The sequence below is a fragment of the Bradyrhizobium sp. WD16 genome, from assembly GCF_024181725.1.
Taxonomy (GTDB): domain Bacteria; phylum Pseudomonadota; class Alphaproteobacteria; order Rhizobiales; family Xanthobacteraceae; genus Bradyrhizobium_A.
This window is the reverse complement of the sequence record NZ_CP028908.1, coordinates 440,087-466,856: the sequence shown is the minus strand read 5'-3', so window position 1 is coordinate 466,856 and position 26,770 is coordinate 440,087. Positions and strand designations below refer to the sequence as shown.

The window sequence follows — 26,770 nt, the reverse complement described above, 5'->3', positions numbered from 1 at the left end:
ATTCCCACCCTCGCGGAGTACTGGGCCCCCCGGTCAAGCCGGGGGGCGACAGCCTGATGAGTGTCGCAGCGTCAAAGCCCACGTCTCACCGCTTGTTCTTGATCGGGATCGTCATGTCCTCGATCTTGAGTTCGCGCACCGGCTCGTTCACCGCCCAGGCGAGGTTCGGATCGACCTTGACCTTGAAGTGATACATGCTCTGCAGCGCCTGATGGTCCTCCTTGCGGAACACCATCTTGCCCTTGGGCGTGTCGAACGACACGCCTTCCATGGCGGCGATCAGCTTCTCGGTGTCGGTGGACTTGGCCGTCTCGACCGCGGTGACGACCGCCATCGCCGCGGCGAAACCGCCGGCGGTGAAGAAGTCCGGCGGCGCGCCGAACCGCTTCTGGTGCTCGGTGACGAGCCAGTCGTTGATCGGGTTCTTCGGGATGCCATAGTAGTAATAGGTCGCGCCTTCCATGCCGGGCAGGCGCTTGTAGTCGGCGAGCGCCGGCAGGATGTTGCCGCCGGTGGAGAGCTCGATGCCGTAGCGCTTCGGGTCCATGTCCTGCAGCTTGGCCATCGGAGACGGTCCGGCCCAGATCACCCAGATGATCTTCTTGCCCGGCTTGTCTTTCAGCGCATCGAACAGCCGCTGGCCCGCGGCGGTGAAGTCGGTGGTGCTGGTCGGGACATATTCTTCGGCGGCGAGCGTCGCGCCGGTCTTGGCGAGCGCCTCCTTGAAGGCGGCGACGCCGTCGCGGCCGAAGGCATAGTCCTGCGCCAGCGTCGCGACGGTGACGCCCGGCTTGCCGATCGCGACCGCGTTGGCGATGGCGTCCTGCGAGGAGTTGCGCGCGGTGCGGAAGATGTACCTGTTCCACTTCTCGCCGGTGATCTGGTCGGCCACCGCCGGCTCGACGATCAGGATCTTCTTGTTCTCCTCGGCGACCGGCAGGTCGGCGAGCGCCGCGGCGGAGGAGGTGGTGCCGATGGCGATGTCGGCATTGTCGTCCTGATAGGCTTCGGCCAGCGCCGCCTTGGAGAGGTCGGGCTTGCCCTGGTCGTCCTTGGTGATGATCACGATCTTGCGGCCGTCGACCGTCATCGAATTCTTGGTGGCGTATTCGAAGCCCATGCGCAGGCCGGTCTCGGTCTGCTTGGCATAGGCCTCCAAGGGGCCGGTCTTGCCGTAGATCAGCGCCACCTTGAGGTCGTCGGCCTGGGCCGCACCGCAGGCCATCGCCACGGCGCTGGCGAGCAGAATCTTCTGTCCGATCATTGCCTACCCCTCCCGGATGGGTTTTTCTGTCATTAACTTGACACCTGGTTCATGTCTCAGATACGCATATCGGCAGCGCCGTTGGCCGTCAAGCGGGCAAGGCGCCAGCAAACTCAAATCTGCTGGACGATGTGATGGCGAGCCGGCACGAGCCGAACGAGGACGACCCCAAGGACGAGCCCAAGGGCGCTCCCAAGGAGCTGCCGAAAACGAGCCGCGGTGAGCGCACGCGCCGGCGCATTCTCGACGCCGCCGAGCGCCAGATCGGCGAGCGCGGCTTCGGCGAGACTTCGGTCGCCTCGATCACCCAGGAAGCCGAGGTCGCCCAGGGCACCTTCTATGTCTATTTCCGCAGCAAGGAGGAGGTGCTGCGCGAGCTCGTGCTGTGCATGGGCCGGCGGCTGCGCCGCGCGCTGACGCTCGCCACCTCCGGCGCGCCCGACCGTCTCGAGGTCGAGCGTCGCGGCATCCACGCCTTCTTCGCTTTCGTGCGCAAGAATCCCAATCTCTATCGCGTCGTCGGCGAATCCCAGTTCGTCGATCCGATCGCCTATCGCCGCTATTATGAGGATTTCGCCGAAAGCTATCGCGTTGCGCTCGAAGCCGCAGAGGCCCGCGGCGAGATCGCGGTGGGCGATTGCGAGGTGCGCGCCTGGCTGTTGATGGGGCTGAGCGACATGGCCGGCCGCCGCTACGCGCTATGGGAAGCGGCGACTTCGTTCGACGCCGCCGCCGAAGCGGCCTTCGATTTCGTCGCCCATGGGCTGGCGCCGCGACCGTGAGTGGGGTTTGAGGAGCGGCCCTTTGAACGATGGAGGCAACGCCAACCTCTGTCGTCATGGTCGGGCTTGTCCATCACTGCCCCTGCAGCGCCGGAACCCGCCGCGGCGTATGATCCGACCTCCAGCATGGAACGCTCACGCTTGCGGAACAAGCACGTGGAGGGTGTTGCTCCAGAGCGTCCCGGTTATGTCGTCGTTTTTGTCCGGACGTTCGTCGTTGGCCGAAATGTTGAGGGTTTCGCCGGGCGCGACGCCGGTGAAGTACCCCACGATATTGTCGAGATACAGCGCGGGGAGATAGTCGTTCGGATTGATGACGACGCTCAGATTTCCCTGGGCGTCCGATGTGCAATTCACATAGACCTCCCGGGTATCCGACACCAAGGCGCCATAACTGTTCGTGATCGAACTGTTGTAGAGATTGATGCGGACGTGGACTGCATGGCTGTGGAGGAATCCCGTCCCCTTCAGCGTTTTCGTGTTCCAGTCATAGGATGTCAGCACCGGCGGCGGTGGCGGTGGCGCCTTCAGCGTCGTGAACGACGCGGTTATCGTCTTGCTGGGACCGCTTGTGTTCGCCGCGCTGACCTGCCACGTGTACGTGGTTTCGTACACCAGAGGGCTCGGCGCGGCGAAGCTCGTCGCATTGACCGTGGTCAGGGGAACGATGGTGGTCGCGTCGCGCAGTAGCGTGAATTTGTAGCCGTCGGCGTGGCCTTCGCCGCCTGCTCCGGGATCGTGCCAGGAGAAGGTCGGATTGAGTGCGACGGCTGTTGCTCCGTTCGCCGGTGCGTCGATGACCGGCGCTTGGGGCAACGGCCGGATCACGGGTTCGCCGGCGCTCCAGTCGGAAACGAGGGCGCAGAGCCATTGCCGCGCGCGCACCTGCTCGCCGGTCGCCAGAACGCAGTTCAATGCGATCGAGGCCGGCACCTCGGCGGCGTCGCCTGCTCCGGCGAAGGCCCAGCTCTTGTCCGGAGTGAGCACCGACACTTCGACGAGCGCCCCCGGAATGCAATCGACCTTGACGCTGATGTCGCCCGAATAGACCGGACCAACGATTTTTGGAAGCCCTACCGACGGATGCTGTTGCACCTTGATCGGAGGATTCGACTCCGTCCAGACTGCGCTGCAGGCCCACTGTCTGACGGTGATCATGTCGCCGGCGCGAAGATAGGGCGAGACGTGCAGCGTCACGTCCGTCGCGGTGGCGAGCACGACGCCGCTGATCGGCGCGGCCACCTTCTGCTTGTCGGTCGCCCATGCCTGCAGATAGGCATTGGGATGCGCATTGCTGGCCTTGATCACGCGCGCGCATTCGTAGAGCGGATCGAGCAGTGTCACGGGCGTCTTCACATCCTCATGGGGATTGATGTCGACGGTGAAGGACGGGCCCTTGACGCCGCAGAGTTCCTGCCCGGCAACCAGCTTGCTGTTGACCGGCAGCGGGTCGACGTCGAATGCGACCCAGGACTGGGCCTGGGGCGCCATCCCGAGATAGGACGTCCCGGCGATATCGAGGTGCACGGTGGCGCCGGGCACCAGATTGAACACCGTGACACGCTGCGATCCGGCGCACAGCGGAGGGACGAATGGCTTGTCCAGCGCGGCAGCCTTGTCCACCGTCACGGACTTGCCGGTCGCGCCCTTCAATTCGCAGCCCGGAAAGTCTTGCCGGGCGGTGATGGTTTCATTCTCCTTCAGCGGTTTCGAGAGCCCGAACCACAGGCTCGGCAGATCGAATCCGGCCACTTCGGTGATGCCAGTCGAGCGGCTGAGCGTCACAGTCGCGCCGTCGAAGACATCGGTCACGAGCGCGGCGGTCTGGCAAGCGAGGAGCGGCGGCTTTCGAATGGTCGGCGCCGGCACCGTGCCACCCGCGAAAGGCAACGGATCCGGCGTTGCGCTGGCCGCGGTCCCGGAACCGACCGGTGTCTTCTGGCGGGCGGCGATCTGGCCGGTCTTCGGCAGGCCGTGCTTCAGGCCGATCCGTGCGCCCTCTTCGGTTGCGGTCGCCGATCCCTGAACAGCGCCGCCGAATTCGACCTCGACTGTTGCGCCGGGCACGACGCCCTGCAGCCACACGTGCTGGCCGCATTGGTACAGGTGCGAGAGAAATCCCGGCGCGCCGAGTTCGGCCGCGCTCGCCGGCGCGGGCTGCACGCCGAGCCCCATGGATTGCGGTGTGACCGCACTCTTGTCCGAGCCGAGCGTCTGCATCACGACCAGGATGTCGTCTCGGCTGAGCTTTTCGGTTGCCAGGAGCGGGATCCGGTCGTCACCGCCGTTGGCTTTTGCCTTGGCAACGTCGCGCGGTTTCTTGCCGACCGATGAGATGATGACGGTTGCGCCCTGGAGCGCGCCCTGAACGCGGACATCCGGGCTGAGTTCCGAGACGGGGCCGACGAGCGTGGGCGTGCAGAGTGGCATGCGAAAGTCCTCCGCCTCGAATGTGGGGCAACTGTAAATTGAATTTTCGGTAGAGCGGATTGATTCAGATCAAGGGCGCGCCCATGCTCAGGCGTTCCGCCAATGGCCGGCCGCCGTTATGCGCTGTGGCGGTCCGCGGCGCCGTTCCGCGACTTTGGAGTCTTTCGATCTGAAAGACGTGGATGGCCGGGACAAGCCCGGCCATGTCGCCCGATAACGTTGCGCGGTCGATGTCGCTGAACGATCACTGTACTCGCTGCACCGGCGGACGTGTCGTTCCTATGGAGCCCGCCGCACCCGTACCGGCGCCGCATCGGCGCTCGGGCTGCCGATGCCGGCACTGGGGCGCATCCGCGCCAGCAATTCCGCGGTCGGCCAGGAATCCGCCGGCAGGCCGAACTTGATCTGCATGGCTTTCACCGCGCTGCGGCTCTGCTGGCCGAGCACGCCGTCGATCTTGCCGACATTGAAGCCCTGGTGCACGAGCAGCTGCTGCAATTGCTTGATCTCGGCGAAGGGCAGTTGCGCCACCGCCGTGCCCGGCCTTCTCATCGGCGCGGCACCGGCGATGCGGCTGGCGAGATAGCCCGCGGTGGTCGAATAGATCAGCGAGTTATTCCATTCGGTATAGGCGGCGAAATTGGCATAGGCGAGAAACGCCGGTCCCGTCCGTCCCATCGGCAGCAGCAGCGAGGCCGCCAGCGCGTCGTTCGGCAGCGGCTTGCCGTCGGCGAAGGTGACGCCCCACTGCGCCCATTGCGAGCGCGGATGCTTGATGGTGAGGTCGGCTTCCTCCCATTTCAGGCTGGCCGGCACCCGCACCTCTTGCAGCCAGGGCTCGCCGCGCCGCCATTTCAACCCGGTGGCGATGTAATTGGCGGTCGAGCCGATGACGTCGGGCGCGCTGCGCAGCAGGTCGCGGCGGCCGTCGCCGTCATAGTCCACCGCGTAGTTGACGTAATGGGTCGGCAGGAACTGGGTCTGGCCGAGCTCGCCGGCCCATGAGCCGATCATCTCGGCGGGCGTGAGATCGCCGCGGTCTATGATCTTCAACGCGGCGATGGTCTCGCCCTGGAACATCGGCGAGCGGCGGCAGTCATAGGCCAGCGACACCAGCGAGCGCAGCGTCGGCAGCTTGCCCATGTTGGCGCCGAAGTCGCTCTCCAGTCCCCAGAAGGCGGCGATCACCGCCGGCGGCACGCCGTAGTCCTTCTCGGCGCGGGCGAAGGCTGCCGCATAGGTCTGGATGCGGGCGCGGCCCTGCTGCATGCGATAATCTGCCGCCATGCGCCCGGCGAATTCGGTGAAGATCTGGCCGAACACGCGCTGGCCGCGGTCGCGATTGACGATGCCCTGGTCGAACACGAGGTAGGGCGACGCTGCGGCGAGCGTCCGCTGTGATACGCCGGCAGCGGCAGCGTCCTGCTTCAGCTGGTCGAGAAAGAGCGGAAAGCTGGCGCCGCCGCGGCAGGGCCCGGGCCGCTGGGCCAGTGCCGGCGAGGCGGCGAGGAGGGCAAGCGTGACGAGCGTGGCGGCGAGAAAGCGGAGCATGCGGGGGAGCCTCGGCGGAAACTCAGGAGCGGGGCAGTGTGGCCGCGCCGACGGCAGAAGGCAATTGCGGTGATGGGCGGCGGCTGGGCGGTGCCGATCAGGCAGAGCCCAGATCGCCTTCCCAGTCGCGGCCGGCGCCGAACAGACGCAAGATGGTCACGATCGCCTCGTCAATGGCGAATGCGATGGTGATGCGCCGCTCGAAGCCGATGATCCTCAGGCCGGGCCGAATGTCGTCGCGGCGATGGCCTCGCTCGGATGCGAGATCAAAGCCGAGACAGTAGCGCTCCAGCCGCTGGATATAGGCGATGGCCGTGTCGGGACCGGCGACATCAGCCAGCCAGTCATAAAGTTCGAACAGATCGTCGCGCGCTTCCGGTGAGAAGACGACGCTGCGTCGCTTCACTTGATCTTCTTCGACCGCGCGGCGTGCCTCGCCCGGACGTCGCCAAAGGTCCGCTCGGCGGAGATTGCGCGCTTCGGGTCGGCTTTGACCGCGTCGTAGGCGGGCGCCACCTCCTCGCGCAGCCAGCGCTCGACGGCGGCTTCGCGTTCCTGGAGCGCCCGCAGCCCTGCGCGCACGACCTCGCTGCCTGACGCATAGGTGCCGGATGCGACCAGACGGTCGATGAATTTCGCGTGCTCGGGCGGCAGGCTGAAGGTGCGCTTTTCGACAGTGGCCATGCTTTTTCCTCTTGGTATGAATATATCATACTGCCACGGAGGCACAACGGCCTTGGAACAAGTCGGCCGGGCTCCGACGCCCTACCGTTCGCGCCGTGCGGTCGCGGCGCGCACCTTCGTCACGGCGTATTGGATCGCCCGGGCGATCACGACCGAGAGAGGCGCGGTCGCGAGCCGATCCCGGCGCCGATGCGCCGTTCAGCTGCTCCTTCTTGATCCAGCTCAACCAGAGAAGGCCATTTCCCGACACCCTCAAGCGCAACCGACCGGAGCCTCGCCATGCGCTCGCTGCCTTTGCCGAAGGTCTATCAGCTGCTGGAGCCCGGGCCTGTCGTCCTCGTCACCACGGCGCACAAGGGGCGCGCCAATGTCATGACGATGTCCTGGCACATGATGGTGGAGTTCGAGCCGCCGCTCGTCGCCTGCGTCATGAGCGAGGCCAATTTCAGCTTTGCGGCGCTGCGCGCCAGCGGCGAATGCGTCATCGCCATTCCGGCCCGGCGCCTCGCGGCGCAGGTGGTCGGCGTCGGCAACTGTTCGGGCGACGAGGTCGACAAGTTCGCGCGCTTTTGGCTGACGCCGCGGCCGGCCTCGCAGGTCGCGGCGCCGCTGATCGCCGAGTGTTTCGCCAACCTCGAATGCCGCGTCATCGATAAGCGCAACGTGCCGCGCTACAACCTCTTCATCCTCGAGGTGGTGAAGGCCTGGACCGATCCGGCGCAGAAGAATCCGAAGACCATCCATCACCACGGCTACGGCCGCTTCGCGGTGGACGGTCCGATGATCACGCTGAAGTCGGCAAAGGCTTAGGCCCTCGATCAGTCGCCGGCGCGGCCGACATCGGCCGCTGGATCGCCGCCGGACGCCGGCTGTCCGTCGCCCTCGTATTCCGCCCAGCAGTCGGCGGTCTCATAGACCCGCACCGCGGCGAGCAGCGGCAGGGTGGCGATGAGGCGGTCCCAGATCCAGATCGCGATATTCTCGGCGGTGGGATTGCCGAGCCCATCGATGTCGTTGAGGCAGTTGTGGTCGAGCACGCGCAGCAATTTGCCGAAGGCGGCCTCGATCTCGAAGAAATCCACCACGAAACCCGTCGCCGGATCGACCGGCCCTTCGAGGCGCAGCTCGACGCGATACGAATGGCCGTGCAGGCGGCGGCAGCGATGGGTCTCCGGCACCCTGGGCAGGTGGTGGGCCGCTTCGAAGTGGAAGGCTTGCGAGATCTTCATCGGATACCAATCAGCTTGTGGGTCTGCAGGCTGAGCTGCCATTGCGGATGTTCGAGGCAATATTGCATGGCGCGGCGGGTGTTGTCGGCGACGTCCGGGCCGTCCATGGGCTGGAGCAGGAAGCGCTCGAAGGCGAGCCCGGCGAACCTCTCCGGCGGCGCCTCGGGTTGCGGATAGACCAGCTTGAGTTCGTTGCCCTGTTCGATGGCGAGCTCGCTGCCGGCCTTCGGGCTGACGCAGACCCAGTCGATGCCGGGCGGCGGCGCGATGGTGCCGTTGGTCTCGATGGCGATGAAGAAGCCGCGCCGATGCAGCGCCGCGATCAGCGCCTCGTCGACCTGCAGCAGCGGCTCGCCGCCGGTCAGGACGCAGAAACGCCGCGCCGCGCCGCCGATCCATTCGGCCTCGATGGCGGCGGCCAGCGCCTCCGCGCTGTCGTAGCGCCCGCCCCTGGTGCCGTCGGTGCCGACGAAATCGGTGTCGCAGAAGGTGCAGAGCGCGCGCTCGCGATCGGCCTCGCGCCCGGACCACAGATTGCAGCCGGCGAAGCGGCAGAACACCGCCGGCCGCCCGGCCTGGGCGCCTTCGCCCTGGAGCGTGAGGAAGATCTCCTTCACGGCGTAAGTGGACATGGTGGTGCGGGTTCCTGATCGTGCGACGGTGGATGGTATCGGGCTGGGGGGACAGGCCTTGCGGCGCGGCGCGTTCCGGGCCGCGCCATCGCGCCGGACGTATACATGAGGAAGCGGTGTCGTCCAATCGGCTCTCCGGGCCGTTTCGCCGCAAGCAGGGGCGGGTGAAGGATCCATCGGGAGACATGTCGACGCGATCCGCCACGGAGTCGGTCGCGGTGCTGTTGCCCTGGCGCGAAACTTGACATGGCTCAAACGCGCTCTGCCGCCCTCTGCCACGGTTCGCTGGATGTTGGAGGACTGAGGATCGTTCGTCGCGGGTTGTGACCGGGAGTGACGGCGATGGATCTGCGGCGCGCGGATGCCGAAGCAGGATCGAAGCCAGGATTGGAGTCAGGCTCGACGTCAGGTTCGGACGCGACGGCCGGCAACGCGGGCCCTGCCGCAGGCGGGGCCGGCGGGCAGCGCACGACGGCTCGCGCGCTCCGCCTCGGCGGGCGCCTCAGGTTGGCTGACCTCGAGGCGGGAGCGCTCGATCTCGGCGAGGTGATCGCGCCGTCGCCCCTGGTCTTGCGCCTGGGCGGGGCCGGTTGCGCCGCCCTGTTTCCCTACGGCACTGTCGTCTTCTTCGGGGTGTCGCTCGCCGGGGAAGCGGCCTTCCTGCAGAAGCTCGGCGACCGGATCGAGCATCCGCTGGCGACCCCGGTCATCGTCGAATCGCGGATCGAAATCGGGACGGGCGAGACGATCTCGGGCGATCTCGTCACCGTTCGCGACCTGTCGCCGGCGTCCCTGGTGGTCGTCGCCGATGCGCTCGCCAAGAACGTCGCGCTCGCCTTCGAGGAGCAGGAGGTCAGGAAGGTCTTCGCGGTGCTCGAACCCTTCGCCAGCGATCTCGCCAGCACCGGCCGCCTGCCGCGGAATCGACGACGGATGCTGCGCACCGTCGGCCGCGCCCTGCTCATCCATCAGCACCTGTTCGAACGGGTCGAGGTCGATGAGAGGCCCGATATCCTGTCGAGCGACGGCGACATCGAGCGCCTGCACCAGCGTCTCGCCGGTGCCCATCACTTCAAGAAGCGGGCCAAGGCGCTGTCGCGCAAGCTCGACGCCATCGAGGCGATGACGACGGCGCTCAGCGAAATGCTCGATGCCCAGCGCGAGATCAGGGTGGAAGCGCTGATCATCCTGCTGATCGCGATCGAGATGTCGATCTACCTCTACGACCTGTTCGTGCGTGGCGGCTGACGTGCGCAGGCGCCTCGCGCACCCACCGCACCAGCTTTTTGATTTTGCTAGTGTCCCTATGTCTCCGAATGACCGTGCGAGGGTGAGGCAAACGAAGCGGTCATTCGGAGACAGGACACTAGTGCGGCGTCTCGCAATTGCCTATGCCCTTTGCGGCAAGCCCCTGTAGGCAATTGCGAGACATAAGCCGCACTAGCTTTTTGATTTTGCTAGTGTCCTGTTTCCAACGTTCGTATCCCATTGCAGCAGGCGCTCATACGAACGTTGGAAACAAGGGGACACTAGCATCATTATGATTCTAGTGTGGTTTTGGATCTGACGCTCGTTCGAAGAACTCGCTGCAATACTGAAACGAGCGTCAGATCCACCACACTAGTGTGGCGTCTCGCAATTGCCTATGCCCTTTGCGGCAAGCCCCTGTAGGCAATTGCGAGACATAAGCCACACTAGCTTTTTGATTTTGCTAGTGTCCCGATGTCTCCGAATGACCGTGCGAGGGTGAGGCAAATGAAGCGGTCATTCGGAGACAGGACACTAGTTGCATGTGCATCTGGCGTCCTTGCCGCCGGTGCAGGAGCAATCGCACTTCTGTCCCTTGGGGCAGGTATTGCTCGCGGTGCTGCCGTCGGGGCATGTCTTCGAGCACGACTGTCCGGTCGCAGGCCCGCTGTGGGACGATTCATAGCAGTAGCACCCGGCGTGGGCCCCCTTCAGGCAACTGCACTCGCAGACTTCATTGGCTTTCGTGCAGGTGATGCTCGCCTTCGACCCGTCGCTCGGACAGGTTCTCGAGCAAGACGCGGCGACCTGCATTACCGGCAGGCCGGAATCAGGCACGGCCTGGAAGCTGGGTGAGGCCGACATCAGGGGCGCCGCCACGGCCATGGAGGGAACGAGCGAGAGAATGAGCAGAAAGATGATCCGACAGGATGGTGTCGCGTTCATCGCCTCCTCCTGTTCGCCTATAACGTGTGAACAAGGCGCGCGACCATAGGTTGTTTTCCGGGAGTCGGGCTTGATGCGCATCAATGCGATAAGCCTGTTCCGGTGTGGCCGGCCACCGCGCCGAACGTGTCCGATGCCGGTTTGCCCGCCGTCGGCATTCCGGTAGTTTGGAGGCGGGGATTCGACGAACCGACTCCGCGGGTGATGGCAGATGACGACAATCTATTTCGACCTCGACGGCACGCTGACCGATTCGCGCCCCGGCATCGCCCGCTCAATCCAGCATGCGCTGGAGCGGCTCGGCCATCCGGTGCCCGCAGCGGAGGAATTGACCTGGTGCCTCGGCCCGCCGCTGCAACAGAGCCTCAAGACGCTGCTCGGCACCGAGGCGCTGGTGCAGGCTGCGCTCCTGCATTATCGCGAACGCTTCGCCGAGGTCGGCCTGTTCGAGAACGAGGTCTATACCGGCATCGAAGACGTGCTGGCCGCGCTCAAGGCCGACGGCCGCCGCCTGTTCTTCGCCACCAGCAAGCCCCATGTCTATGCCGAGCGCATCATCGGCCACTTCGGCCTCGACAAATATTTCGACCGCGTGTTTGGCGCCGAGCTCGACGGCACCCGCGCCGACAAGACCGATCTGTTGGCCTACGCGCTGGCGCAGACACGGACCGATCCGGCGCAGGCGCTGATGATCGGCGACCGCAGCCACGACATCATCGGCGCCCGCAACAACGCGATGGCGGCGGTGGGCGTTCTCTACGGCTACGGCAGCCGGGAGGGGTTGCTCGAGGCGGGGCCGGAGCGGCTCTGCGCGACGCCGCAGGAGCTGGGCGAGCACGCCTGACACCATTTGCCTCTTCCGCCGACGGGGAGATGCGTCCCGACGCCGGCTTTTCGGCCGACCCGCTCGGCGTCACGCGCCGCAAGTTGCGCATGCTGCGACCGTGCCGGCGGACTTGAAGGCGCCTCCCGGCAATCGGCTCGAAGCCCTGAAGGGTGACCGCAAGGGATACATCCCCCGGCGCTGGCCGCACGTTGCGGCGCGCGGGCGCGTCCGGTAACCTCGCCGCGGTTCGCGTCGAGGAGAAGCCCGTGCTCCGGTTCCGTCAGGTTGTCGCCCTTGCCGCCGGCGTCACCGCCGCGCTTTGGCTGTCGTCCCGTTGCGCCTCCGCGCAATCGGCGGATCCGATCTTCGGATCGATTGCCGGGTCGGGCGGCGGCTGGCTGGCCGGTGCCCGCGCGGGCTACGAGGCGCAGCACGGCGTGGCGGCAGGGGGCGGAACCGAGGCCTCGGCGACGCGCCTCAGCGGACCGATGAGCGGCGCCGGTGGCGGTGCCGCCGATTCGCAGCGGCCCGCCGCCACCGCCGCCACCAGCGGATGGGTCGCCTGGTCCGGCATCGCGCCGCTCGCCCCCGGCCAGTTCGGGTTCGACGGCGGTGTCAGCACTGGATTTAGCGCCCTCGGGCTCGCCTCGCTGCAACTGGCGACGCGGCCCGGCGCGGTCAACGGCGGCGGCGTCGACTATCTGGTGCGTCCGGACCTCAGCGTCAGCTTCGGCTACCAGCAGATCGATCTCGGCACGTCGATCCTCGCCAGCGGCAGCGCGATGCGCGCGCTCACCCAGACCACCGCCACCCGGGTCCAGTCGGTCTCCGCCGGCGTCAACTGGCGCTTCGCGCCGAACACGACGCTGTCGCTCGGCGTGGCGGGGCATTTTGCAGGCAGCGATACCGACGGCCAGTCCCGCAGCGCCTGGGACAACGGCGGCGATGCCATCTCCAGCGCGTCGATCGTGGCGGCGCCAAGGTAGGGTGCGGGGCGCGGCATCGCGCCGGCCACTAGTGTCCCGTCTCCGAATTACCGCTTCGTTTGCCTCACCCTCGCACGGTCATTCGGAGACATCGGGACACTAGCAAAATCAAAAAGCTAGTGTCCCGTTTCCAACGTTCGTATCCCATTGCAGCAGGCGCTCATACGAACGTTGGAAACAAGGGGACACTAGCATTATGATTCTAGTGTGGTTTTGGATCTGACGCTCGTTTGAAGAACTCGCTCCAATGCTGAAACGAGCGTCAGATCCACCACACTAGTGTGGCTTATGTCTCGCAATTGCCTACAGGGACTTGCCACAAAGGGCATAGGCAATTGCGAGACGCCACACTAAGGAGCGTTCTGTGGCGTTTCAGCGGCAAGAGCCGCAGGCAGCGTGAAGGAGAAGCTCGCGCCTTCGTCCACTTTTCCCTCGGCCCACACCCGTCCGCCATGGCGCAGGACGATGTGCTTGACGATGGCGAGGCCAATGCCGGTGCCCTCGAATTCATCGGCTCCGTGGAGCCGCTGGAAGACACCAAACAGCTTGTCCGCGTATCGCATGTCGAAGCCGGCGCCGTTGTCTTTCACCCGGTAGACGACTTCGTCGCCCTCGACAGTGCCGTCGACCTCGATTACCGCCTCGGCGCATCGAGCCGTGAATTTGACGGCGTTCGAAAACAGATTTGCCAGAACCTGGCGGATCATGGAGCAATCCCCCCGGACCGGAGGCGCCGCCCCCAGCCGCAGGACGATCTTGCGCTGCGGCGCTGCGCTCCGCGCTTCCTCGAAGACCTCGCGCACTAACGCGGCCATATCCACGGGCGCGGCTGCCAACTCCCGGCGGGAGACGCGCGAAAATTCGAGGACGTCGTCGATCAGACGGGCCATTCGGGCAGAACTGCGGCGAATGACCTCCAAATTGTGCCGACCTTCCTCGTCGAACCGGCTGTGGTATTCTTCCATCAGAATTCCCGAGAATCCATCGATGGCCCGCAGAGGCGCCCGAAGGTCATGGGAGATGGAATAGGAGAACGCCTCCAGATCCTTGTTGGAGCGTTCCAGGTCGGCGGTGCGCTCGGCTACTCGCCGCTCCAGCTCTTCGTTGAGCTTATGCAGGGCATCCTCGGCCAGCTTGCCCTCGGTGATGTCGCTCAAGATGCAGGTCAGGCCGACCACACGCCCCTGTTCCAGGAGCGGCCGGCTGGATATGCGCATATAGCGGGTGACGCCCTCCTTGCCGAGCAATCGAAACTCAAGGAATTTCTGCCGCCCGGCCAGGGCGCTTTCGAGGCTGCCACCTAAGGCTGCCCGATCATCGGAGTGGATGAGTTGTGTGAGCTTCTGGCCGACGATCTGTTCGGGCGCCAGCCCATACGAATTCTGCAGGACGGGGCTGGCGTAAGTAACTCGCCCCTCGGTGTCCAGGCTGATGATGACTTCGTTGATATTCTCCACGAGCGAACGGTAGCGAGCCTCACTCTCGGCGAGTTTCTTGCGCGCCGTCTCCAGCTCCTCCAATTGCTGTCGAAGCTGCGGATAATAGCTCTTTCGGATCGAGCGCTCTCCCAGCCCGATGATCTTCTCGCGCAGGGGCGGTCCAGCAGCCTCAGATCGAGAGCGCTCGTTCATATAGCCTCCCTATTTCCTGAATGCTCGCCTTCCGGGGATTGGTGGCGGAACATGGATCGTTGAAGGCATTGATGGAAAGCTGGGGAATATCCGCCGCGGTGACACCCAACGCGCCGATCGTCGTGGCAATGCCGGCGTTCTCGCGCAGCTTCGCGATGCATTTCAACAGCGCCTCCTTGCGGCCGGGTGCGCCCGCGGTCTCGCCGCCGATCGCCGATAGAATTCTGTCGTAACGCTCAGGTGCTGCAGGGTAGTTGAAGTCGATGACATGATCCAGCAACAGCGCGTTGCACAATCCATGCGGCGCGTCGAGCAGTCCACCCATGCTGTGGGCCATGGAATGGACCAGGCCGAGGCCGGCGTTGGAAAACGCCAAGCCCGCCAACAGACTGCCCAACATCATATTGTTTCGGTGTTCCAGGTTTTCTGGCGAGGCGATTGCTGGAGCCAGATTTTGCGCGAGCAGCGGCATGGCCGCCAGGGCATTCATGTCGGTCACGGGCGAACTGGCGTTGGACGCATAGGCCTCAATGGCGTGGACCAATGCGTCCATGCCGGTGGCGGCGGTCAGATCGGCCGGCATGGTGGTGGTGGTTTCCGGATCTATCAGCGAAACGTCGGGCACCACCGTTTTGCTGACGATGGAGATCTTCAGCTTGCGGAGCGTGTCGAGTATGATCGCGAACTGAGAGATGTCCGCCGCGGTCCCGGCGGTGGTTGGAACGCAAATCAGCGGCGGGCCGGGCGTCGGTACCTCGTCGACCCCTTCGAACTTGAGAACGTCCATGTTGTTGGCGGACGCGATCCCGATCCCCTTGGCGCAATCCATCGGGCTGCCGCCTCCCACCGCGACGATGACGTCGCATCCCTGCTCCCGATAGAACCTTACTCCGGCGGCCACCTCATGATCTTTGGGATTTGGCGTGATGCTTTGGAACGTAGCCCAGGGAATGTGCTCGGCGTCGAGCGAGGCGAACGCCTTGTCCACCCATCCGGAGCGGATCACACCGGGATCAGTCACCACCAGCGCCTTCCCGGCGCCGAAATTCTTCGCGTAGCGTCCGATCAGCGTCAGGGCCCCGACGCCGTAGACAAACTCCGGCGCAACGAACTTGCGCAAATCGAACGCGACATGCGGGTCCATTCTAATTCCCTTTTCGGATACGTGTCTTTCTATTATGGGGTCGTTACAAGAACGAACAAGGGCCATGCAGATACCTTCGCATTGCCGTGGCGAGCCGATCGCCGCGCAGCCTCAACCGTGTGAGCGTGGCCAGATGACGACGATCTTTTTCGACCTCGACGGGACGCTGACCGATCCCAAGCCCGGCATCACCCGGTCGATCCAGTATGCCCTGCGCAGGCTGGACCGCGCCGTGCCCATGGAAGACGAACTGACCTGGTGCATCGGGCCTCCGCTTCACGCCAGCCTGAAGACGCTGCTCGGCACCGACGAACTGGCGGACGAAGGCCTGCGGCTATACCGCGAGCGCTTCGGCGACATCGGCCTCTACGAGAACGAGGTCTATCCCGGTATCGACGAACTCCTGTCGGCGCTGGCCGGCTCGGGCCGGCGCCTGTTCGTCGCCACCAGCAAGCCCACGGTCTATGCCGAACGCATCGTCCGTCATTTCGGGCTGGATCGCCATTTCGAACGGGTGTTCGGCTCCGAGCTCGACGGCACCCGCGCCGACAAGACCGACCTGCTGGGCTACGCCCTGAAGGAGGCGAAGGTCGATCCGCGGCAGGCGATGATGATCGGCGATCGCAGCCACGACATGATCGGCGCCCGCAACAACGGCATGGCCGCCGCGGTGGGCGTGCTCTACGGCTACGGCAGCCGGGAGGAGCTGATCGGCGCCGGCGCGCACCACGTCTGCGCGACGCCGGAGGGGCTGATCGACCACATGCGGTAGGGGAGACGGTTAAGTACGCCGTCAACCCAAATCCGAGCGCCCAACCGGAGAGATGACTGAGCGGCCGGTGAGTGAGTGCACTATTACCGCGATCCAGCAAGTCCTGTCGGAGAACTACAACAATTCGACAGGAATCGATCGCAAGTCACGGACGACAATGTAATTCTTCGCGGCGCGAGCGGTGGCTCCGGCGACCGCAGCCATCCGACTCGGATACTTCTTAACTACTCTGCCAGCAGAACCCACTTTTTCATTCCATGTATTGTCAACTTGCTGATCAAGAAATCGAAAGTTGAGAGGTAGTGAATTAGCTGATGCCGTCGCGGACGCTGCCGTGCGCTCTTTAATGAAGGCATTGATAGCATTGCTCAAAAGAATATCGATACTCAGCCCTACCAGCACCGCCGTATCCAAATGCGTCTGAAGGTCCGCGGTTGCAAGATTGGTTGTACTCCTGTGAGCCGCTCGATTGCGACTCCGAGATAAGTTTACGAAATCGTCTTTGAGGCTGACCCTTGTAGCACCCAAGCTAGAAACGACTTGAGATAGAGCTCGCCAAGCGTTCTGGATCCCAAACGCGGCCAGCAAATCTCGAAGATCATCGCCAGATACATTTGATCCCTTCGGGCTAAAGCCCAGACCTGTGTAGCTCGGCGGGTTTGTAGCGATGGCTGCAAGACGCGTAATATGCGTTTCAGCGAATGATAAGCGATCTGACTTATCAGTAAAATTGATTCGATTCCCCAAGCCAAGAACTGCGTTCATCGATAAGAAGCTTCGCATCTTATCGTCGAACATGCTGTACGTTATGCGCGTGCTGGACAGCTCTGCAATTTTTTCGTCCAAGCGCCCTTGAACATAATGCTCAAGGAGAGAGAAAGAGGATACGACCAATCCGTTTCGCAGGATCTTTGCCCGCGCATTGTGAGCATCAACAGGAGGAAAGACATCAGTTAGCAAGGAGTCCGATGACAGCTCCCGCAATAAGTTCATATGCTCATAAAAGGACGAACGGGCGAGGCTCATTCTCTAAAGACTTCGCAGCATCTCACCAACTTTATTCACCCGATATGAGATCCGCGCGGGCGTGTTTGTCCCCGTCCTCACAGATTTGTCAAATTCGACGTCGTTAAATAGGTCGCGCGTTGCTTGTTGAACAACATTACTGTGCTGGAGCACATGGTTGAATTGGGTTTGGCTAACGGCGGAGGCGGCAATCATCTGAGCGTCGTACATGCCTGCAAGCATTTGATCGCGCCATCCGTTGCCTTCTGGTCGCTTAAAGGCATGCCGCCCCCAAAGCTGTTCGCATCGATCCAGCGCCTCCAAAAAAGATGCTCGCGCGCGTGCTATGTCATCGGGACGTGCGCTCTGTGAGGCTTCCATGTATTCATCCATTTCACGTACTAAGCTTCCACTGAAATGTTGAATCCGATCTTTTAGCGTTAGAAAGCGAAGTACAAATTCAGCATCTGTCATCGTTCGATATGCGGGCGACTTGTCGTCATTGATCTTCAATTGCGCTCGCAAGAAAGGAGAGCCCGAGAGATCGTAAATAGCGTCATTCATAGGACCGCGAAACGCGACGTTTCTAATCTCCTGAGCGTTAAGCGACTCGCCGCCGCGATTGAGGCGGAGAAAGACCTCATATTTTAGCGCTGTGTTCGTTTGCTTTAAGAGTGTCACGACGCGAAGAAATGGGCGCAATCGAAGTGCGTTGGATATCTCGGTGGGTAGATCGCTAAATTGAAAGCCTTCAGCGCTAGTTAGGCGATCGAGATTCCGCAAAGACATTCGATTCGCCATGAAGTCAGCTATCGCACGAAGACGCTGCTTTCCATCGATAGCGGTATAGGTGCCATCGGATTCTTCCGCCAAATAAACAGGCGGCACAGGTACGTTTAGCAGAAATGATTCGACGAGAGCTGACTGCTTCTCGATTGACCATCGCTCCCGGCGTTGGAAGCCAGGTTGGAGATCGATGGCTTCGCTATCGACCATATCAGCGAGGGTGCCAAGCGGAAGATCTGCTGTCTGAACTACAAGTTGGGCCTGAGCATCATTGAAGCTTCGTAGAATGGCGATTGGATTTCGCATTTCTCCAGCCTTAAAGAGATATCTTGCAGCGCGTATGCCATAATCAATTACAGTAGCCTCGCCAGCAACCTACGTAAATCGGAATACTTACAGTTGTTTAGCAGGATGCGACGGGGCTTGCCTAGACTATTTCCTCAAGGACTAGGACCGCGTCGATTGAATTAACGACTTCACTATGCGCCCGCCCTCACAACTCCCTCGCGTTTGAAAACGCGAACGAGCTCATCCTCCTTGTATTCTCGTCCAGAATCAACGTCCGCGTCAGCGGCGGCTCGGCGCGCTGGGCGCAATTCTCGCGCTCGCACAGCCGGCAGTTGACGCCGATCGGCGTGCCCTCGGCCTTCTCCAGGTCCATGCCGGCGGCATAGACGAGCCGCGAGGCGTGGCGGATCTCGCAGCCGAGGCCGATGGCGAAGCGCGGCTGCGGGTGGGGGTGGGGCGCCACCGGCCGGCGCAGCATCTGGGCGATGGAGAAATAGCGGCTGCCGTCCGGCATCTCGACGATCTGGCGCAGCAGGCGGTCCGGCGTGTCGAAGGTCGAGTGCACGTTCCACAGCGGGCAGGTGCCGCCGAAGCGCGAGAACGGGAAGGTGCCCGAGGAGAAGCGCTTGCTGACATTGCCGGCATTGTCGACCCGCAGCAGGAAGAACGGCACGCCCCTGGCATTGGGCCGCTGCAGCGTGGTGAGGCGGTGGCAGACCTGCTCGAAGCTGGCGTTGAAGCGCTGGGCGATGACGTGGACGTCATAGCCAAGCTGCTCGGCGGCGGCGTGCACCTCCACATAGGGCATCATCACCGCGGCGGCGAAATAGTTGGCGAGCGTGATGCGGTAGAGCCGCCGCGCGGTGTCGTCGAGCGGGCCGCCGCGGTTGACGATGGCCTCGATCGCCGGGGTGAATTCCGACAGGGCGCACTGGAAGGCGAGGTGGAAGGAGCGGCTCGGCAGGTCGACCAGTTCGGAAATCAAGAGCTGGCGGCGGTGGCGGTCGAAGCGGCGCAACGTCTCGCGCATGACGTCGAGCGGCATGATCCGCACCGTGATCGAATGCTTTTCGCGCAGCCGCGTGCTCAGGGCGGCGAACAGTTCCTGGGCGTTGGCGCCGAGGGCGTCGCGCAGGGATTCCGCGGCGGTCTCCATCTCGGGGAAATAGTTGCGGTTGGCCTCGATCAGGTCACGCACCCGCTCGATCGGGTTGCCCTGGAAGCTGCCGCCGTCGCCGCGGTCGGCGATCTGGGCGGCGACCAGGGTCTCGCCGCGCCGCGCCTCGGCATAGGCGGCGTAGAGCCGCTGCAGCGCATGGGTGACGCCGGGGCAGAGCTCGGCGAGGTCGCGCAGCTCCTGCTTGGGCAATTCGATCTGGCGGAACAGGGGGTCGGAGAAGATCTCGTTGAGCTCGGCGAAGAAGCGGTCCTCGTCGGCGGTAGCCAGATCCCGGAGGTCGAGGTCGTAGGCCTCGGCGAGGCGGAGCAGGATCTGGGCGGTCACCGGGCGCTGGTTGCGCTCGATCAGGTTGACATAGCTCGGCGAGATGCCGAGGCCCTCGGCGATCTGGGTCTGGCTGAGACCGAGCTGCTGGCGGATCCGCCGGAATCGGGGGCCGACGAACAGTTTCTTGGCGGAATCCTGGGCCATGGGCCGTCTCCTGGCCCTTCAAAAGGGCCTATTCTTTACAAAATTTACAAACTTACATTTGTTACAAGTTCAGAAGTTACACTCCATCACTGTTTTGAAGCAAGGACTATATACCTGTTTGGCAATTCCGCGTTATCTCAGCGCCACGTTTCGCGACGCATTGTCACGAATGTCGATAACTTTCCCGGACAGACGGGAAGCGCGCAGAAAGGCGAACGAGATGGCGAAGAGTTTTGAACAGCTGGTCCCCGCGCCCAAGGGCCGTTTTGACGGCATCGAGCGGCCTTATGCCCCGGCCGAGGTCGAGCGGCTGCGCGGCTCCGTGCCGATCGCCTATACCCTCGCCGAGAAGGGTGCCAACCGCCTGTGGGAGAGCCTGAAGAAGGATCCCTTCGTCAATTCGCTCGGCGCCCTCACCGGCAACCAGGCGATGCAGCAGGCGCGTGCCGGCCTGCAGGCCATCTACCTGTCCGGCTGGCAGGTCGCCGCCGACGCCAACACCGCCGGCCAGATGTATCCCGACCAGAGCCTCTATCCGGCCAATGCCGGTCCCGAGCTGGCGCGCCGCATCAACAAGACCTTCCAGCGCGCCGACCAGATCGAGCACGCCGAGGGCGGCGCCAAGATCGACTGGTTCGTGCCGATCGTCGCCGACGCCGAAGCCGGCTTCGGCGGTCCGCTGAACTCGTTCGAGATCATGAAGGCCTATATCGAGGCGGGCGCGGCCGGCGTGCATTTCGAGGACCAGCTGGCGTCCGAGAAGAAGTGCGGCCACATGGGCGGCAAGGTGCTGATCCCGACCGCGGCCCACGAGCGCAACCTGATCGCGGCGCGTCTCGCCGCCGACGTCTGCGGCGTGCCGACCTTCGTCATGGCCCGCACCGACGCGGAGAGCGCCAGGCTGATCACCTCGGATGTCGACGAGCGCGATCGTGAATTCATCACCGGCGAGCGCACCGCCGAGGGCTTCTATCGCCTCAAGGACGGCACCGGCCTCAAGCACTGCATCAAGCGCGGCCTGTCCTTCGCCAAGTATGCCGACCTGCTGTGGTGGGAGACCTCGACCCCGAACCTCGAAGAGGCCAAGGAGTTCGCCGAGGCCGTCCGCAAGGTCTATCCGAACAAGATGCTCGCCTATAACTGCTCGCCGTCCTTCAATTGGGAAGCGAACATCGACAAGGCGACCATCGCCAAGTTCCAGCGCGAAATCGGTGCCATGGGTTACAAGTTCCAGTTCGTCACCCTGGCCGGCTTCCACTCGCTGAATCTGAGCATGTTCGAGCTCGCCCGCGGCTATCGCACCGAAGGCATGGCGGCCTATTCCCGCCTGCAGCAGGCCGAATTCGCCTCCGAGCAGCACGGCTACACCGCGACGCGCCACCAGCGCGAGGTCGGCACCGGCTACTTCGACCTGGTGTCCACCACCATCTCGTCGGGCCAGAGCTCGACCACCGCGCTCGCCGACTCCACCGAGGCGGCGCAGTTCAAGACCGACGTCAAGGCCCAGGCGGCCGAGTAAAACGAACGACCAGGAGCACGACCATGCACGGAACGCATTTTTGGGTTGTTGGCGGTGAATTTCGCTCTCTGAACTTCCACACGCTCGTGCATGGAAGCGCTCAGGTCGAAGGTCCGTTCCCGTCGCGGCGCGAGGCCGAGGAGTGCTGGCGGACGCTGTCGGAGAAGAACCGGCACCGCTGCAATGTCCGCTTCTCGATCGTCGAGGAGCCGCGCCGGGTGGCGGTGGCGTAACGCCGCGTCCCGCGATCAAAGGATAATACCAAGGAGGGACGGCCCTGCTGCGAGGCGGGGCCGTTTCTCGTGTTGGGGCGCTTGCGCAATTCTGCGTCGTGCCCGCCTGTTCTTCGTCATGGCCGGGCAGGTTTTGACCGAGACAGACATTTAATAACGGTGGAGATTTGAAGCCTGCCCCCGCAACCACTTCCAGCATGAATCGCTCGTCGTGGCGATCAAGACCTAAAGGCCGCCCTTCGGGGCGGCCTGTGCCATTTAGGCTCACGCTTCCAGAGCGGAGCGGCGACCGTGCCCCCCCACACGACCTTACGAGTTCGAATCTCTCCCGCTCCGCCAGTTCCGCCGATTACGCGATATTGCCGCCGATCGGCGTATCGGCCGAAGCGGCATAGGGCAGTCTCGATTGCGCACATTCAGGCTAATGTGTCCTGACGTGGACAGCAGTTCTTCCAATCGTGCTTGCCGTTCATGCTGTTGCAACGGCCGTCTTCAACCAGTCGCGCACTGCGCGCACATCGGCGCAGGCCATATTCTCTGGCGTTGCGACGACATGATAGATTTCGCCATTGATCACCGGCCCGAAGGGATGGACCAGCAATCCGGCCCCGATTTCAGGGCCCGCAAGTACGAGGCTGGCGATCGCGATGCCATGCCCTGCAATTGCGGCCTGGAGGGCGTGCCCGTCCTCTGAAAAGCGCGGCCCCTCCTCAACGGCAAGGTCCGCGATGCCGGCCAATCGCGCCCATCGCCGCCAGTCGGGCGCCATGCCTGGGCGCTTCCATTCCACATGCAGCAGCGTTGCCCGCCTCAATTCGTCTGGACTGGAGAGGTTAATACTTGGGCTGCATAGAACTCCAAACCGTTCTGCAAAAAGCGGCTCCGATACCAATCCGTCGAACGGCCCTGATCCGTAGCGGACAGCGATGTCCGCGAACCCCGAAGCCAGATCAGCCAGTTCGTCCGAGGCGTGGAGACGTAAGTCGAATTCGGGATGATCCAGCCGAAATGAACCTAGCGCCGGCAGTAGCCGGCGGGCTGTGAACAATGTCGTCGCCGACAGCGTCACCGCCTTGCGCCAGCGTTGCGGCGACAATTCCGTGATCGCATGCTCGAAGGCGTCCAAACCGTCGCGCAGGGTTGGATAGAGCCGCAGCCCGGCGTCGGTCAACCCGACGCGCCGAACCTGACGGACGAACAGCGCCATTCCCAACGTTTCTTCCAGAAGTCGGATTTGGTGGCTGATTGCGGTTGGCGTTACTGCCAGCTCATCGGCGGCCTTGCGGAAGCTGAGATGCCGAGCCGCCGCTTCGAAAGCCCGCAGAGCTGCAAGCGGAGGTAGTCGCCGCCGACGCGGTATGGATGAGGTCAATTCATTCATCAGGAGAGCAATTCGCGTTCGTCACGCGCCTGGTCATCGCGATAATCCGATCGCAACGACCATAACAGATGAATCGAATTTCTCCATGATTCCCAATGAATCCCGACCTGTTTGCCTGCTTCATATCGACGCCAGCGCCAGGTCCGGCCTCTCCGGCCGTGATCGACATGGCTCGCATACCCGGCGTCTGAGCCAACGCTTCATCGACCGCTGGTCCGAATTCCGGTCGAGGGACATCGTCACCTATCGGGATGTCGGAATTACTCCGCCTAAACCGGTCAGCGGGGACTGGATCGCCGCCGCTTTCTGCCCGCCAGACCGGCGCGACGAGGCCCAGAATGCGGTGTTGGCAGAAAGCGATCGGCTGATCTCCGAGCTGATGTGGGCCGATCTCATCGTCATCGGCGCGCCGATGTATAATTTCGGCCTACCAGCGCAGCTCAAGGCATGGATCGACAATATCGTTCGCGTCGGCGTGACCTTCGGCTTCGACCGGTCGCGCCCCGGTGAACCCTATTGGCCGATGCTGCCTCCGGGCAAGCGATTGGTCATTCTGACGGCGCGCGGCGATTATGGCTATGATGAAGGCGGTCGGCTTGCCTCGATGAATCTCGTCGAAGTGGGCTTGAAGGTTCCGATGGCCTATATTGGGCTTCACGACAGCAATACCGTGGCGATAGAATATGACGAATTCGCCGACAAGCGCCTGAAGGCATCGATCGTAGCGGCGGAAACGGCCGTCGATCATTTGGTCGGACGCCTCCTGTCAAACCGCCCGGACGGGAATTAAGCCGCGACAGGTTCGGCTTCGGCGCAATAACCCGGAGCGCAGCATCGCCGTGATGAAAATTTCAAAATTTCACGGCTACTTCGGGACGCAATAGATTCCGCGAAAATCTGCTCCATCGCGGCATCCTGCCGGTCATTCCTCCGCTATCCAACCGCAAGGCCCCGGTTCATCCGGACTACCGCCGTCACGAGGATCGCAATCGCATCGAGCGGATGTTCGGCAAGCTCGAGCAGCAGCGGCGCATCGCCATCCGCTACGACAAAGCCGTCCTATCGTTCGAGAGCGTCCTCAACCTCGCCGCAGCGCGCCTATGCGCGAGCTCGACTGGCAGCTGGCGCGCGCGGCGGCCGGGGCCGATGGCCGCTGTTCAGTCGGTGGGCGTAAAGCCTACCTGGGGGCCGAAGTCATAACCGCTGCCATTGTTGGTCATTGTTACGGCAGTGACCGATCCATTGGAAACGGTCGCGACGGCCTGTGCGGTCATGCCGTTTGTCGACGGAGTGATCCAAACCGTCGGTGGCGACGTGTAGCCGCGCCCGGGATACAGGACGACGATTTCCAAGACCACGCCGTTTTCCATCACGGCCATCGCTTCGGCCGTCTCGCCGATCCTGAAGACCACACCGCCATTATACGCGCCGCCCTCGAGCGTCGTACCGAACAGCGCGCCGACGGAATCCAGCACCAGCGTATTTTGCGGTGCCTCCCCCTGCCGCTTCTGTTCGGTGAATTCGAAAAGGGTGGCGTAGCCATAGGTTCCGTCGTCGTTGCGGGTCAACTTGTAGACCGCGCCGTAGCCCGTCGAACTGGACGATGCCGTGCCGAACAGATTGCCGGCGGGATCGAGGATCACGCCCGCGTCTGGGGAAAACGAACCTTTGAGATCGTTGAAAACATGCAGGTTGGTCGGCGTCGCCGGCGTCGATCCGCTGGGATAGCTGAAGACCGTTCCAGAGATATTGTCTCCACCCTCACTCGTCGTTCCGAACAGCACTCCAGACCCGTCGATGACGAGACTGCCCATGGGCATGGCACGGGCGTAGTCGACCAGCGGAAAACTGTAGAGCGACCGATAGGAATAGTCGGGCATGAACAACCCGAATATCTCGCCCGAGGCATTGGCGCCGCCAGCGGTCTTCAGCCCATACAGGTTTCCGGCTGCATCCATGACCAGGCCACCCGTGGTGTCGCCGTATCCCTGCGCCGCGGCGAAGTCGTGCAGGTTGGTTAAGGTGTAATTCCCATCCGTCTGCCTGGCGAGGCGGAACACTGTACCCGCGCCATTGGCGCCGCCGTTGCTGGTTGTTCCGAACAGGGTTCCGTTCGCGTCGACGATCAGGCTGCTGGTGGGGGCGGCACCGTCCGAATTCGTCGCTGAGGGCGACATCGCGGTGAAATCATAGAGATTGGTGAGGGTGTAGCCGGACCCGTCCTGCCCTTGAGTCAACTTGAATACGGTTCCGCTCCAACCCGATCCGCCGGCGGCCGCCGTGCCATACAGGTTTCCTGCCGAATCCCTCGTCAAGCCGCCTACGGGCCGCGCTCCGTCATGCGGGCCGCCCTGAAAAGTGTGCAGGACAGTGTAGCCGTAGGTTCCACCGGACACCGGCGTCAGCATGAACACGACGCCACCGCCCAAGATATTGTCGTTTGGGGCATATCCGCCATAGAGGGTGACCCCATAGATGTTGCCGGCGGCATCGATGATCAATCGGCCATTAGGGGTGTTCCCGCTCGCGAAATCGTTGGGATTAAAATCATAGATCTTGGTGAAGAAGACGTTGGGTGCGCCGCCCGCACCGATCGCAAGCATCTTACCCGCAGGATTTCCGGCATCGTGGCCTTGCGTCATGCTCATGACTCCCGATCAGCTTCGTTCGGCGGATCACCCACCTAGTGTGGCGTCTCGCAATTGCCTATGCCTTTTGCGGCAAGCCCCTGTAGGCAATTGTGAGACATAAGCCACACTAGTTTTTTGATTTTGCTAGTGTCCCGATGTCTCCGAATGACCGTGCGAGGGTGAGGCAAACGAAGCGGTCATTCGGAGACGGGACACTAGCCGTTTATCGGGCATGGCCAACGCCGGCGCGCGGGTGAGGCGCGGCAAGCCATATCGACCACATGAGCAACGTCAGGTAGAAAATATCCGCAATAGATACATTATCAGTGCGTTCACGTCCTGCGTCAATTTCAATCGACGCGTCGTCGTTTCACCACCCGCGCCATGATCGAGGCGGAACAGCGCCGCCATCACGCCGCCGGCGCACCATCGCCAGCATGGAATATGGCTGGGGACAGGGTCGCGACATGCTCACGTCACGCGCCGTTCTGGTGATCGACGAGGCAGGCATGGTCGGCACGCGGCAGTTGGAGCGCGTGTTGTCCCATGCTCAACAGGCCGGTGCGAAGGTCGTGCTGGTGGGCGATCCGCAGCAATTGCAATCGATCGAGGCGGGCGCGGCCGGTGTGCATTTCGAGGACCAGCTGGCGTCCGAGAAGAAGTGCGCCACATGGGCGGCAAGGTGCTGATCCCGACCGCGGCCCACGAGCGCAACCTGATCGCGGCGCGTCTCGCCGCCGACGTCTGCGGCGTGCCGACCTTCGTCATGGCCCGCACCGACGCGGAGAGCGCCAGGCTGATCACCTCGGATGTCGACGAGCGCAGGAGCACGACCATGCACGGAACGCATTTTTGGGTTGTTGGCGGTGAATTTCGCTCTCTGGACTTCCACACGCTCGTGCATGGAAGCGCTCAGGTCGAAGGCCCGTTCCCGTCGCGGCGCGAGGCCGAGGAGTGCTGGCGGACGCTGTCGGAGAAGAACCGGCACCGCTGCAATGTCCGCTTCTCGATCGTCGAGGAGCCGCGCCGGGTGGCGGTGGCGTAACGCCGCCTGCCGCTGAAAAATGAATAACACCAAGGAGGCCACGGCCCCGCCGCAAGGCGGGGCCGTCGTTTTTTTCAAGATGGGCCCCGCCGCAAGGTGGTATCGGCG

24 protein-coding genes and 3 pseudogenes are annotated in these 26,770 nt (G+C 63.3%); 13 read left to right on the top strand and 14 right to left on the bottom strand.

The window, feature by feature from the left end; genetic code table 11:
- Positions 1-85: 85 nt before the first annotated feature.
- The gene (locus DB459_RS02215) at positions 86-1,264 is read right to left on the bottom strand and encodes a substrate-binding domain-containing protein (protein WP_253711316.1); all 1,179 of its coding nucleotides are present in this window, start codon (positions 1,262-1,264) and stop codon (positions 86-88) included.
- A gap of 134 nt (positions 1,265-1,398) precedes the next feature.
- Here DB459_RS02215 and DB459_RS02210 point away from each other — a divergent pair, with 134 nt between their 5' ends.
- Positions 1,399-2,046, top strand: a complete 648-nt coding sequence (locus DB459_RS02210) for a TetR/AcrR family transcriptional regulator (RefSeq protein WP_253711314.1) — start codon at positions 1,399-1,401, stop codon at positions 2,044-2,046.
- Between the two features lie 135 nt (positions 2,047-2,181).
- Here the strand turns inward: DB459_RS02210 and DB459_RS02205 are convergent, their stop codons facing one another.
- The 4 genes from DB459_RS02205 to DB459_RS02190 form a co-directional block, all read right to left on the bottom strand.
- Positions 2,182-4,476: a hypothetical protein gene (locus tag DB459_RS02205; protein WP_253711313.1), complete on the bottom strand. Its 2,295-nt coding sequence runs from the start codon at positions 4,474-4,476 to the stop codon at positions 2,182-2,184.
- A gap of 279 nt (positions 4,477-4,755) precedes the next feature.
- Positions 4,756-6,027 carry a lytic murein transglycosylase gene (locus DB459_RS02200; RefSeq protein WP_253711312.1) on the bottom strand — a complete coding sequence of 424 codons (1,272 nt, stop codon included), beginning with the start codon at positions 6,025-6,027 and terminating at the stop codon, positions 4,756-4,758.
- Positions 6,028-6,124: 97 nt separating this feature from the next.
- On the bottom strand, positions 6,125-6,433 hold the full coding sequence (locus tag DB459_RS02195; protein ID WP_253711311.1) for a type II toxin-antitoxin system RelE/ParE family toxin: 309 nt from the start codon (positions 6,431-6,433) through the stop codon (positions 6,125-6,127).
- The gene (locus tag DB459_RS02190) at positions 6,430-6,711 is read right to left on the bottom strand and encodes a type II toxin-antitoxin system ParD family antitoxin (RefSeq protein WP_253711310.1); all 282 of its coding nucleotides are present in this window, start codon (positions 6,709-6,711) and stop codon (positions 6,430-6,432) included. The genes DB459_RS02195 and DB459_RS02190 overlap by 4 nt, the downstream gene beginning before the upstream one ends.
- A gap of 279 nt (positions 6,712-6,990) precedes the next feature.
- On the opposite strand from DB459_RS02190, the gene DB459_RS02185 reads away from it, so the two are divergent.
- On the top strand, positions 6,991-7,521 hold the full coding sequence (locus DB459_RS02185) for a flavin reductase family protein (protein ID WP_253711309.1): 531 nt from the start codon (positions 6,991-6,993) through the stop codon (positions 7,519-7,521).
- Between the two features lie 8 nt (positions 7,522-7,529).
- On the opposite strand, the gene queD is transcribed toward DB459_RS02185, so the two are convergent.
- The gene (gene queD / locus DB459_RS02180) at positions 7,530-7,940 is read right to left on the bottom strand and encodes a 6-carboxytetrahydropterin synthase QueD (RefSeq protein ID WP_253711308.1); all 411 of its coding nucleotides are present in this window, start codon (positions 7,938-7,940) and stop codon (positions 7,530-7,532) included.
- Positions 7,937-8,572, bottom strand: coding sequence for a 7-carboxy-7-deazaguanine synthase (queE, locus tag DB459_RS02175; RefSeq protein ID WP_253711306.1), 636 nt, complete (start codon positions 8,570-8,572; stop codon positions 7,937-7,939). Before queE ends, queD begins: the two co-directional genes overlap by 4 nt.
- 507 nt (positions 8,573-9,079) lie before the next feature.
- Between queE and DB459_RS02170 the strand changes: the two genes are divergently transcribed.
- The 3 genes from DB459_RS02170 (at position 9,080) to DB459_RS02160 (ending at position 12,577) form a co-directional block, all read left to right on the top strand.
- Entirely contained in the window at positions 9,080-9,820 is a 741-nt protein-coding gene (locus DB459_RS02170) for an RMD1 family protein (RefSeq protein ID WP_253711304.1), read from the top strand.
- Positions 9,821-10,976: 1,156 nt separating this feature from the next.
- On the top strand, positions 10,977-11,609 hold the full coding sequence (locus DB459_RS02165; RefSeq protein WP_253711303.1) for an HAD family hydrolase: 633 nt from the start codon (positions 10,977-10,979) through the stop codon (positions 11,607-11,609).
- 248 nt (positions 11,610-11,857) lie between these two features.
- Complete coding sequence (locus DB459_RS02160) at positions 11,858-12,577, top strand: hypothetical protein (RefSeq protein WP_253711301.1); 720 nt, start codon at positions 11,858-11,860, stop codon at positions 12,575-12,577.
- 350 nt (positions 12,578-12,927) lie between these two features.
- On the opposite strand, the gene DB459_RS02155 is transcribed toward DB459_RS02160, so the two are convergent.
- Positions 12,928-14,208 carry an ATP-binding protein gene (locus tag DB459_RS02155; protein WP_253711299.1) on the bottom strand — a complete coding sequence of 427 codons (1,281 nt, stop codon included), beginning with the start codon at positions 14,206-14,208 and terminating at the stop codon, positions 12,928-12,930.
- The gene (gene ercA / locus DB459_RS02150; protein WP_253711297.1) at positions 14,186-15,352 is read right to left on the bottom strand and encodes an alcohol dehydrogenase-like regulatory protein ErcA; all 1,167 of its coding nucleotides are present in this window, start codon (positions 15,350-15,352) and stop codon (positions 14,186-14,188) included. Before ercA ends, DB459_RS02155 begins: the two co-directional genes overlap by 23 nt.
- Before the next feature lie 133 nt (positions 15,353-15,485).
- On the opposite strand from ercA, the gene DB459_RS02145 reads away from it, so the two are divergent.
- Entirely contained in the window at positions 15,486-16,124 is a 639-nt protein-coding gene (locus DB459_RS02145) for an HAD family hydrolase (protein ID WP_253711296.1), read from the top strand.
- A 114-nt stretch (positions 16,125-16,238) separates the two neighbouring features.
- On the opposite strand, the gene DB459_RS02140 is transcribed toward DB459_RS02145, so the two are convergent.
- The 3 genes from DB459_RS02140 to DB459_RS02130 form a co-directional block, all read right to left on the bottom strand.
- Positions 16,239-17,150: a HEPN domain-containing protein gene (locus tag DB459_RS02140; protein WP_253711294.1), complete on the bottom strand. Its 912-nt coding sequence runs from the start codon at positions 17,148-17,150 to the stop codon at positions 16,239-16,241.
- Between the two features lie 3 nt (positions 17,151-17,153).
- Positions 17,154-18,221, bottom strand: coding sequence for a DUF262 domain-containing protein (locus tag DB459_RS02135; RefSeq protein WP_253711292.1), 1,068 nt, complete (start codon positions 18,219-18,221; stop codon positions 17,154-17,156).
- Between the two features lie 187 nt (positions 18,222-18,408).
- Positions 18,409-19,854 carry a short-chain fatty acyl-CoA regulator family protein gene (locus DB459_RS02130; RefSeq protein ID WP_253711291.1) on the bottom strand — a complete coding sequence of 482 codons (1,446 nt, stop codon included), beginning with the start codon at positions 19,852-19,854 and terminating at the stop codon, positions 18,409-18,411.
- A gap of 220 nt (positions 19,855-20,074) precedes the next feature.
- On the opposite strand from DB459_RS02130, the gene aceA reads away from it, so the two are divergent.
- Positions 20,075-21,373: an isocitrate lyase gene (aceA, locus tag DB459_RS02125; protein ID WP_253711289.1), complete on the top strand. Its 1,299-nt coding sequence runs from the start codon at positions 20,075-20,077 to the stop codon at positions 21,371-21,373.
- A gap of 23 nt (positions 21,374-21,396) precedes the next feature.
- Positions 21,397-21,606: a hypothetical protein gene (locus DB459_RS02120; RefSeq protein WP_253711287.1), complete on the top strand. Its 210-nt coding sequence runs from the start codon at positions 21,397-21,399 to the stop codon at positions 21,604-21,606.
- A 469-nt stretch (positions 21,607-22,075) separates the two neighbouring features.
- Here the strand turns inward: DB459_RS02120 and DB459_RS02115 are convergent, their stop codons facing one another.
- Positions 22,076-22,987 carry a LysR substrate-binding domain-containing protein gene (locus DB459_RS02115; RefSeq protein ID WP_253711286.1) on the bottom strand — a complete coding sequence of 304 codons (912 nt, stop codon included), beginning with the start codon at positions 22,985-22,987 and terminating at the stop codon, positions 22,076-22,078.
- Here DB459_RS02115 and DB459_RS02110 point away from each other — a divergent pair.
- Complete coding sequence (locus DB459_RS02110) at positions 22,965-23,777, top strand: FMN-dependent NADH-azoreductase (protein WP_253711284.1); 813 nt, start codon at positions 22,965-22,967, stop codon at positions 23,775-23,777. The genes DB459_RS02115 and DB459_RS02110 overlap by 23 nt on opposite strands.
- A 104-nt stretch (positions 23,778-23,881) precedes the next feature.
- Positions 23,882-24,187, top strand: a pseudogene (locus DB459_RS02105) (transposase); the annotation flags it as partial.
- Here the strand turns inward: DB459_RS02105 and DB459_RS02100 are convergent.
- Positions 24,145-25,635 (bottom strand): choice-of-anchor tandem repeat GloVer-containing protein, encoded by a 1,491-nt coding sequence (locus DB459_RS02100; protein WP_253711282.1) that lies wholly within the window; start codon positions 25,633-25,635, stop codon positions 24,145-24,147. The pseudogene DB459_RS02105 and the gene DB459_RS02100 sit on opposite strands and share 43 nt — an antisense overlap.
- Before the next feature lie 404 nt (positions 25,636-26,039).
- Between DB459_RS02100 and DB459_RS02095 the strand changes: the two are divergent.
- The 3 genes and pseudogenes from DB459_RS02095 to DB459_RS02085 all read left to right on the top strand — a co-directional run.
- Positions 26,040-26,240: pseudogene (locus tag DB459_RS02095) on the top strand (AAA family ATPase); the annotation flags it as partial.
- A pseudogene (locus tag DB459_RS02090) lies at positions 26,223-26,440 on the top strand (isocitrate lyase); the annotation flags it as partial. The pseudogenes DB459_RS02095 and DB459_RS02090, both read left to right, overlap by 18 nt.
- 12 nt (positions 26,441-26,452) lie before the next feature.
- A complete protein-coding gene (locus DB459_RS02085) occupies positions 26,453-26,662 on the top strand; it encodes a hypothetical protein (protein WP_253713736.1) in 210 nt (69 codons plus the stop codon).
- Positions 26,663-26,770 lie beyond the last annotated feature (108 nt).